The sequence below is a fragment of the Zongyangia sp. genome (assembly GCF_965361945.1).
In genome coordinates, this window is the sequence record NZ_CBDTOK010000073.1 from 1 (window position 1) to 7,512 (window position 7,512).

The 7,512-nt window shown below is 57.5% G+C and carries 7 protein-coding genes, 1 tRNA gene and 1 pseudogene; 1 reads left to right on the forward strand and 8 read right to left on the reverse strand.

What is annotated here, in order from left to right; genetic code table 11:
- Positions 1-60 precede the first annotated feature (60 nt).
- The 8 genes from ACZ25G_RS04780 to ACZ25G_RS04815 all read right to left on the reverse strand — a co-directional run bounded on the left by ACZ25G_RS04780 (position 61) and on the right by ACZ25G_RS04815 (position 6,889).
- A tRNA-Leu gene (locus ACZ25G_RS04780) sits at positions 61-142 on the reverse strand.
- Between the two features lie 72 nt (positions 143-214).
- The gene (locus ACZ25G_RS04785; RefSeq protein WP_463681718.1) at positions 215-1,489 is read right to left on the reverse strand and encodes a methionine gamma-lyase family protein; all 1,275 of its coding nucleotides are present in this window, start codon (positions 1,487-1,489) and stop codon (positions 215-217) included.
- Complete coding sequence (locus ACZ25G_RS04790) at positions 1,470-2,234, reverse strand: GNAT family N-acetyltransferase (protein ID WP_463681719.1); 765 nt, start codon at positions 2,232-2,234, stop codon at positions 1,470-1,472. The genes ACZ25G_RS04785 and ACZ25G_RS04790 overlap by 20 nt, the downstream gene beginning before the upstream one ends.
- Entirely contained in the window at positions 2,231-3,268 is a 1,038-nt protein-coding gene (locus tag ACZ25G_RS04795; protein ID WP_463681720.1) for a M42 family metallopeptidase, read from the reverse strand. Before ACZ25G_RS04795 ends, ACZ25G_RS04790 begins: the two co-directional genes overlap by 4 nt.
- A complete protein-coding gene (locus tag ACZ25G_RS04800; RefSeq protein WP_463681721.1) occupies positions 3,269-4,312 on the reverse strand; it encodes a M20/M25/M40 family metallo-hydrolase in 1,044 nt (347 codons plus the stop codon).
- An 18-nt stretch (positions 4,313-4,330) separates the two neighbouring features.
- Positions 4,331-5,719 (reverse strand): UDP-N-acetylmuramoyl-L-alanine--D-glutamate ligase, encoded by a 1,389-nt coding sequence (gene murD / locus ACZ25G_RS04805; RefSeq protein ID WP_463681722.1) that lies wholly within the window; start codon positions 5,717-5,719, stop codon positions 4,331-4,333.
- 253 nt (positions 5,720-5,972) lie between these two features.
- Entirely contained in the window at positions 5,973-6,305 is a 333-nt protein-coding gene (locus ACZ25G_RS04810; protein ID WP_191510315.1) for a hypothetical protein, read from the reverse strand.
- Positions 6,306-6,343: 38 nt separating this feature from the next.
- Positions 6,344-6,889, reverse strand: a complete 546-nt coding sequence (locus tag ACZ25G_RS04815; protein WP_191481408.1) for a Chromate resistance protein ChrB — start codon at positions 6,887-6,889, stop codon at positions 6,344-6,346.
- A 201-nt stretch (positions 6,890-7,090) separates the two neighbouring features.
- Between ACZ25G_RS04815 and ACZ25G_RS04820 the strand changes: the two are divergent.
- Positions 7,091-7,512 (forward strand): annotated as a pseudogene (locus ACZ25G_RS04820) (aspartate--ammonia ligase); the annotation flags it as partial.

A 7,512-nucleotide genomic window follows, 5' to 3' on the forward strand; every position in this document is an offset into this window, starting at 1 on the left:
TACCAAGTGTGGTAGAACAAAAATAGACCGCCCAGGAATGGCTTTCCTGGGCGGTTTTTTTGGTGCGGGCGGTGGGACTTGAACCCACACACCGAAGTACTGGCTCCTAAGACCAGCGCGTCTGCCATTCCGCCACGCCCGCAGAATCCGTGACCTTTCTTTGAGGATAGGCCACGTTTCGTAAAGATTATTTTAGCATAGAAATATCTGTCTGTCAATGAGAGATCTCTGGCAGCAGCCCTTTTTCCAGCATGGACTGAGCTGCCAGCATGACCCCCATCTTCGCCGCGGGATAGATCATCCCTCCCTGCATCCAGGCGGCATAGGGTTCCCGCAACGGCGCGTCAGCGGAAAGCTCAATAGAGGCGCCCATAGTAAAGGCCCCGGCCGCCATAATCACCTGGCTGTCATAGCCGGGCATATCCCAGGGCTCAGGAGCCACGTAGGCGTCTACTGCCGCTCCCTTCTGGATGCCCTGGCAGAAAGCGATCAGGCCTTCAGGATTTCCCAGCTGTACCGCTTGGATAATATCCGCTCTGGGCTCATCAAAACGAGGCGTCACTCCAAAGCCCAGCAGCTCAAAAAGAGCGGAGGCAAAGACAGCGGTTTTCAGGGCGTTGGCTGTGGTCGTGGGGGCATAAAAGAGCCCCATAAAGAGCTCTCTATTCTGCTCTAACGTACAGCCCACCTCTTTGCCCATGCCAGGAGCTGTGAGACGGTAGGCGCACTGCTCCACCCATTTGGCTTTGCCGGCAATGTAACCGCCGGTGCGGGCAAGGCCGCCTCCCGGATTCTTAATCAGGGAGCCGATGATCAAATCTGCCCCTACCTGGGTAGGCTCCTGTTCCTCTACAAATTCTCCATAGCAGTTATCCACCATCACCACAATGTCCGGATTCTTTTCCCGGGCCAGCTTGGCCATTCTTCCCACCTCTGCCACGCTGAGGGAAGGCCGGAGGGAATAGCCCCGGGACCGCTGGATATAGGCAACCTTGGCCCCTACGCAGGCCTCCGGTATCTTCTCATAATCCGGCGCCTCCCCTGCCATGGGGACCTCCCGGTAGTGGACGCCAAATTCTTTGAGGGAGCCGTTGTTCTCCCCCCGCAGGCCGATGGCTTCTTCTAATGTATCATAGGGCCGGCCGGTGAGGGATACCATGGTGTCCCCCGTCCGCAGCACTCCAAACAAGGCGGTCACCAGGGCATGGGTGCCGGAGACAAAGGTATGGCGCACCAGGGCATCCTCACAGCCCATTGCCTGGGCAAATACCGCGTCCAGGGTATCCCGGCCTCGGTCGTCGTAGCCATAGCCAGTGGTGCCGTGGAGATGATATTCAGACACATTGTTTTTGATAAAGGCAGAAAGGACCTTCAGCTGATTGTATTCACAGATTTCCTCAATCCGCCGGAAGGGTTCCCGGCACATTTCCTCCGCCTGTTTTGCCTTTTCCTCTAAGGCAGGCGCGATTTTAAAAAATTCCTGCTGCATGATTTGTCTCCTTATGTATGGTAACAATATTCTCCTTTTCGATGACAAAGCCCGCCCGCTGATAGATGCGGCAGGCATTCTCTTCCCGGGTCAGCAGCCGCAGCATCCTTCCCGGATACTGGGCGGACACATGGCCCAAAAGCCGCCGGAAATAGCCCTGTCCCCGGCAGTCCGACCGGGTGGCGATGTCAGATAGATATAGCTGCCCATCCAAACCCGACGCCGTCAGGGTGGCGGCTAGACCTCGGCTATCCCGGATTCCCCAGGTCTCCATCAGCCCTCGCCGGGCCCGATGGTTCCGGTCGCAGTACCACCCGTCAAAAGAGGGCAGTGTTCCCCGGACGCTCATAGAAAGCAGCTCATAAGCCTCCGCTTCGGAGGGATGTACCGCCCTTTCCTCCTCCCTGCCAGGAAGATCTCTGGCCCCCAGGGCCCAGATGGGCTTCCTCCGCCCCGGTATGTCCTGCAAATGGCGGGCAATCTCCCCGGTGCAGAGAAGGCTGTCCCAGGAAAGGGCGGAGAGATACTCCGCTATCTCTGCGGCCCCGGTCTCCTCCCCGGCCCAAGCCGTGGCTTCGCTATAAAAGAGGCAGAGACATCCCCCCGCCATCCCTTGGTTTTTCCATTCCCACACCTGGGAGAAGGGATACCGGTTCTCATAGGCCGCGAAATCCAGGGCACAGAGGAGGGACAGGGGACTTTGGAGGGGAATCTCCCGGCCGCCCCCTTCTAGGAGCCGGATCACCGGGCGCTCTCCTCCCAAATGGAGGCCAGCAGAGCGGCGGTCAGATCCCGCGTGGCGGTGATGTCCTGGGTCTTGAGGACACAGGAGGGGGAATGAAGGTACCGGCAGGGCATGGAGATAGCCAAGGTCCGCACTCCGGCCCGGGCCGTGTGTACCGACCGAGCGTCGTTGCCGCCGTAGACCCCCTCCTTGATCTGGGCCGGGATTCCCCGGCTCTGGGCTGTGGCTATGGCCAAGTTGACCAGCCCCTTGTCATAGATGGCGCCCCGGTCCATGACCGAGATCACCGGGCCCTTGCCCAGCCGGCAGACCTGATTTATTTCCTCCACCCCGGCGATGTCCGCCGCCGTGGTGGTCTCCAGCACAATGGCAAACTGGGGATCCACCCCAAAGGCCGCTGTCTGAGCCCCACGGGTTCCCACCTCTTCCTGGGTGGTGAAGACAAAGGTGGTATCATAGGGGATTTCTCCCTGGATCATATCCATTAAAATCGCGCAGCCCGCCCGGTCATCCAGGGCTCTGGCTTTGAGAAAGCCGTCTCCAAAGGGGGTAAAAGCGCTTTCCCATACCACGCTGTCCCCCAAGGAAACCAGCTTTTCCGCCTCTTCCTTGGTGTCCGCGCCGATGTCGATGTAAAGTTTATCCAGAGGCACCGTTTCGTCCCGCTCCTTGGCCGACTGCAGATGCATGGCCTTGGTGCCGATGATCCCCCGGACGCCTTCCGGCCCTACCCGGACCGGTTTTCCGATCACCACCCGGGGATCAATGCCCCCTACCTCGTCAAAGCGGAGCATCCCTGTCTCGGTGATGCCGGTGACGAGAAAGCCCACTTCATCCATGTGGGCCTCTACCATCAGGCGGTGGGGAGCCCGCTTTGCTCCCTGTTTCTCGCAGATGAGATTGCCCAAGGCGTCCACCCGCATCTGGCAATGACCCGCCAGCCGTTTCTGGATATATTCCCGCACCCGGCCTTCATCCCCGCTGACGCCGGAAAGAAGGCTCAAATCTTTGATGGTTTCCATGAGTCTGTCCATTTATTCCACCGCCTTTCCCGCCGCGCCAAAGGTATCTTTCACATAGGCCGCCATCAGCCGCCCACAGTATTCCACATCCCGCAGGTCAATGAGCTCGGTGGGGGTGTGCATATACCGCAGGGGGATGGAGAGGAGCCCGCAGGGCACCCCGGCTCCCGCCAGGGTAATGGCATCGGCGTCGGTGGAGGTAGCCCCCGACATCACCTCGGTTTGGTAGGGGATTTCATGTCTTTTGGCAGTCTCGGTCAGAGCGGCGCTCAGCTTTTTGGAGAGCACCGGGGAGACGCCGATCATCGGGCCTTTGGCCAGCTCCCCGCATTTGTGCCGGGGGGCATCTTCGGTGTAGGCAAAGCTCACATCCACTGCAATGGCCTGGGTGGGGCTTAGGCCAAAGGCGCTGGTCTTCGCCCCATTGCAAGAAAGCTCTTCCCGGGTGCTGAGGACCACGCTAACCCCGCAGGAAAGAGGCGCGTCCTTGAGAAGCTCCGCCGCATAGAGAACCGCGGCGCAGCCGGCCCGGTTATCCAGGGCCTTGGAGCTGATCCGATGCTCTCCCATGGCGGCCCCCTCGTGGCAGACAACGACCCGGGTTCCCAAGGGGATCTTTTCCCGGGCAGTCTCCCCGTCAAGGCCTACATCTATAGCTATTTCGTCCATCTGCGGCACCTTTTTGCTCTCCTCTCCCCGCTGGAGATGGGGAGGGATGGAGCAGACGACCCCATCCAGCTTTTCTTTGGCCAGCACCTTCACCGGGGAGGCCAGCAGGGTCCTGCGGTCCACACCGCCTACCGCCGCCACCTTGAGAAATCCGGTATCCTCGATGGCGGTGACAATCATCCCGATCTCATCCATATGGGCACAGAGCATGACATGCTCCCCGCTCTCCGGGACGGGATGGAGGGCGCAGATGAGATTGCCCAAGGCATCGGAATGTACCGGGCCCCATTTTTTCAGATAATCCGCCGCCACCTGAGCGGCTCCCTGTTCCTCCCCGCTGACGCCGTAGCGGGAGGCCAGGGTCAGGGTCAATTTTTTGATATCCAAACTGTTTCCTCCTTTGGATCAAAGCCCATGGACCAGGGACTTAAAGTGTTCTCCCCGGGCCTCAAAGTTGGGATACATATCAAAGCTGGCACAGGCCGGGGACAGGGTGACAATGTCCCCTTCTCCCGCGATTTCACGGGCCTTGTTTACCGCTTCCTCCATAGAGCCCACCCGGTAGATGGGCAGCTTCTTTTCATCGTAACCAGAAAAGCCTCGGACCGTATCCTCGATCTTATCCGCCGTCACCCCCATCAGGATGAGGGCTTTCACCTTTTCAATAATCTTAGGCGCCAAGGGCAGGAAAGGGATCTTTTTGTCATAGCCGCCGGCCAGAAGGATTACCTTTTGGTCAAAAGCGTTCAGGCCCGCGATGGTCCGGGTAGGGCTGGTGGCAATGGAGTCGTTATACCAACGCACCCCATCTAGAGTGCGCACCAGCTCAATGCGGTGCTCTACCCCTCCGAAGGTTTCCGCTGTGTGGACGATGTTTTCCATCTCCACCAGGCCCCAGGTGGCGCAGATCGCCGCCAGGTAGTTGAGGACATTGTGATCCCCCGGGATTTTGATTTTATCCCGGTTCATGACCTTGATGACATTGCCGTTGTCCGCAAAGAAAATATCCCCGTTTTCATCCATATAAGCGCCCCGCTCCACCAGGCCGTGGATAGAAAAGGTGAGAAGTTTTCCACGCACATCGGGGGCCAGGGACATGGCCGTCTCGCTGTCCGCCCCCAGCACGGCGGTGGAAAAGGCGTTCTGATGCAGCAGGATGTTCCGCTTGGCCCCGATGTATTCTTCCATGGTGCCATGGACGTCCAGATGGTTGGGGGCGATGTTGGTCACCACCGCCACATCCGGGCTTTCCCGCATGGAGAGCAGCTGGAAGCTGGAAAGCTCTACCACAGCGTAGTCCTCCGGCTCCATCTCCTCAATATGGGCAAGCAATGGCCGGCCGATGTTGCCACCGATGTGGACCCGTTTCCCCTGGGCCTTCAAAAGCTCCCCAATGAGGGTGGTGGTGGTGGTCTTGCCGTCGGAGCCGGTAACCGCGATCAGCCGGCAGGGACAAAGATCAAAAAAGACCTCCATCTCGCTGGTGACCACCTTGCCCTCCTTCCTGGCTTTTTGAAGGGCCTCGTTATAAAAATACATCCCCGGAGTGCGGAAGATCATATCCCCATCCAGGTGGTCAAGATAATTTCCCCCCAGGATAAAGTCAATCCCCTGGGCCCGGAGGGTGTCATAATCCTCCCCCATCTGTTCCCGGGTCCGACGGTCCCGGATGGTGACATGGGCCCCCTTCTGGGCAAAGAGGGAAACCAAAAGCCGGTGGCTGACTCCCAACCCGATAAAGGTGACGTCCTTGCCCCGGATCTGCTCAAAAAACTGTGCGACTCTGCTGTCCATATGCTTCCTTCCCGGCGCCGCTTGGGGAAATGCCTCCTGATGAGGGGTTCCCTGCGGGCCCTTGCCGCCGTTTGTTTTTCTTCCCCGATGATCCCAGGGAAAACGGCGTCATATACATCTTATTATTATACTTTTATGCAAAGAAAATATCAATCTCCCCGCCCCCTTCCAGAAAAAAACCTGTGCTTTCAAAAAAGGCCTGCCCTTTGGGGCAAGCCTTGGCATTTCATGGTTTTTTTCTATCGGTGGAAGTTTATAATCCATAGTGAATGATAAATTTCTCTTCCCGGATCCCCCGCTCAAAGAGGGCAAGGACAGGTTCAAATTGTCTGCCGTCCTGCCGTCTCCAAACTTCAGCAAAGAGAGAGGCAGAGGAGGGAGGGATCAGGGTGATCCCGCAGTAGTCCAGGTTGTATTCCGGGCGAAGGCGGGTATGCCAATAACAAGGAATATGTTCAAACTCCGGCAGCAGAGGGGAAAGGTCATCATCGCCCAGAAAAATACAGCCGTATTTTTCTGGATCATAGGTATCATACCGCTCCTTTCCCGGCGTTACCGGCATGATTCCAAAGCCGTGATTTGCCACAGAAGGTTCCCCTTTCTATTGAGAAGGCCAGCCAGGGCCTATCCCATCCATTTATCCAGCAGCCGGCGGAGCCCCGCGGAAAAACTATCCATAGAGGAGCGCAATAGCTCCGCAATCTGGCGCATATCCCCTTCAATGACGCCGCCGGAACCCAATCCGAAAAAGTCCCGGGCCCGGACCCGCTCATAGCGTTTGATGAGCTTTTTCAGCTGATCCGCCTGTTCTGGCGTCATCTGGGAGCGGCCTCCCCGCTGCAAGGTCCCCAGCAGTTTGTGGGTTTCGGTGATAATCTCATCGTATTCCCGCCGCCGGGCCTCTTTGAACCGGGCGATCTGCCGCAGCTCGTCCCGCTCATCCACAAACTGTATCTCGATGAGGGTGGCTTCTCCGCCCAGATCCCGGATCTTATCGGCCAGCCTCCCAAAAGCGCGGAGATTTACCGGATTTTTGGGCAGGATGGCCACCCCCTGCTTAAAATAGTCGGCGCCCATCTCCTTAAGCTTGCGCCAGACATAAACCCGGTTCTTTGATGGATTGACCGGCAGATTATAGCCAAGCCCCATCCATTTGACCCGTTCCGGCAAATGCTCCGCCCCCTTTCTCAAGACAAAAAACGCTTTGTTCCTATTGTAATAGATGTTACTATTTTTCGCAACTAGTTTTCCCCGATTTTCTCTAAAAAAGAAGGGGGCGGACACCGGGCCAGTCCTTGTAATTTCGGCCAAATAATGATAATATTAATTAGTTAATATGGCGGTTGCAACTGAAATCATAGGGGGAAAACTATGTCTGTAAAAAACCTGATTTTGCCTGACACCTATCTGAATAAATTGGATATACTGGAGACGGAAGTGGCCATCAAGCTGGTCAAGGATACCTTTGAACGGGAGCTGGCCGATGCCCTCTCTTTGACCCGGGTTTCGGCGCCACTCTTTGTCCGGCCCGAAACCGGGCTCAACGACGACCTCAACGGGGTAGAGCGGCCGGTACAGTTTGACATCCGGGAACTGGGCGCCGATGTGCAGATTGTCCACTCCCTGGCCAAATGGAAGAGGATGGCCCTGCGCCGCTATGGCTTTGCGCCGGGAACAGGGCTTTATACCGACATGAACGCCATCCGGCGGGATGAGGACCTGGACAATCTCCACTCGGTCTATGTGGACCAGTGGGACTGGGAAAAGGTCATCGACCGGGATCACCGGAATCT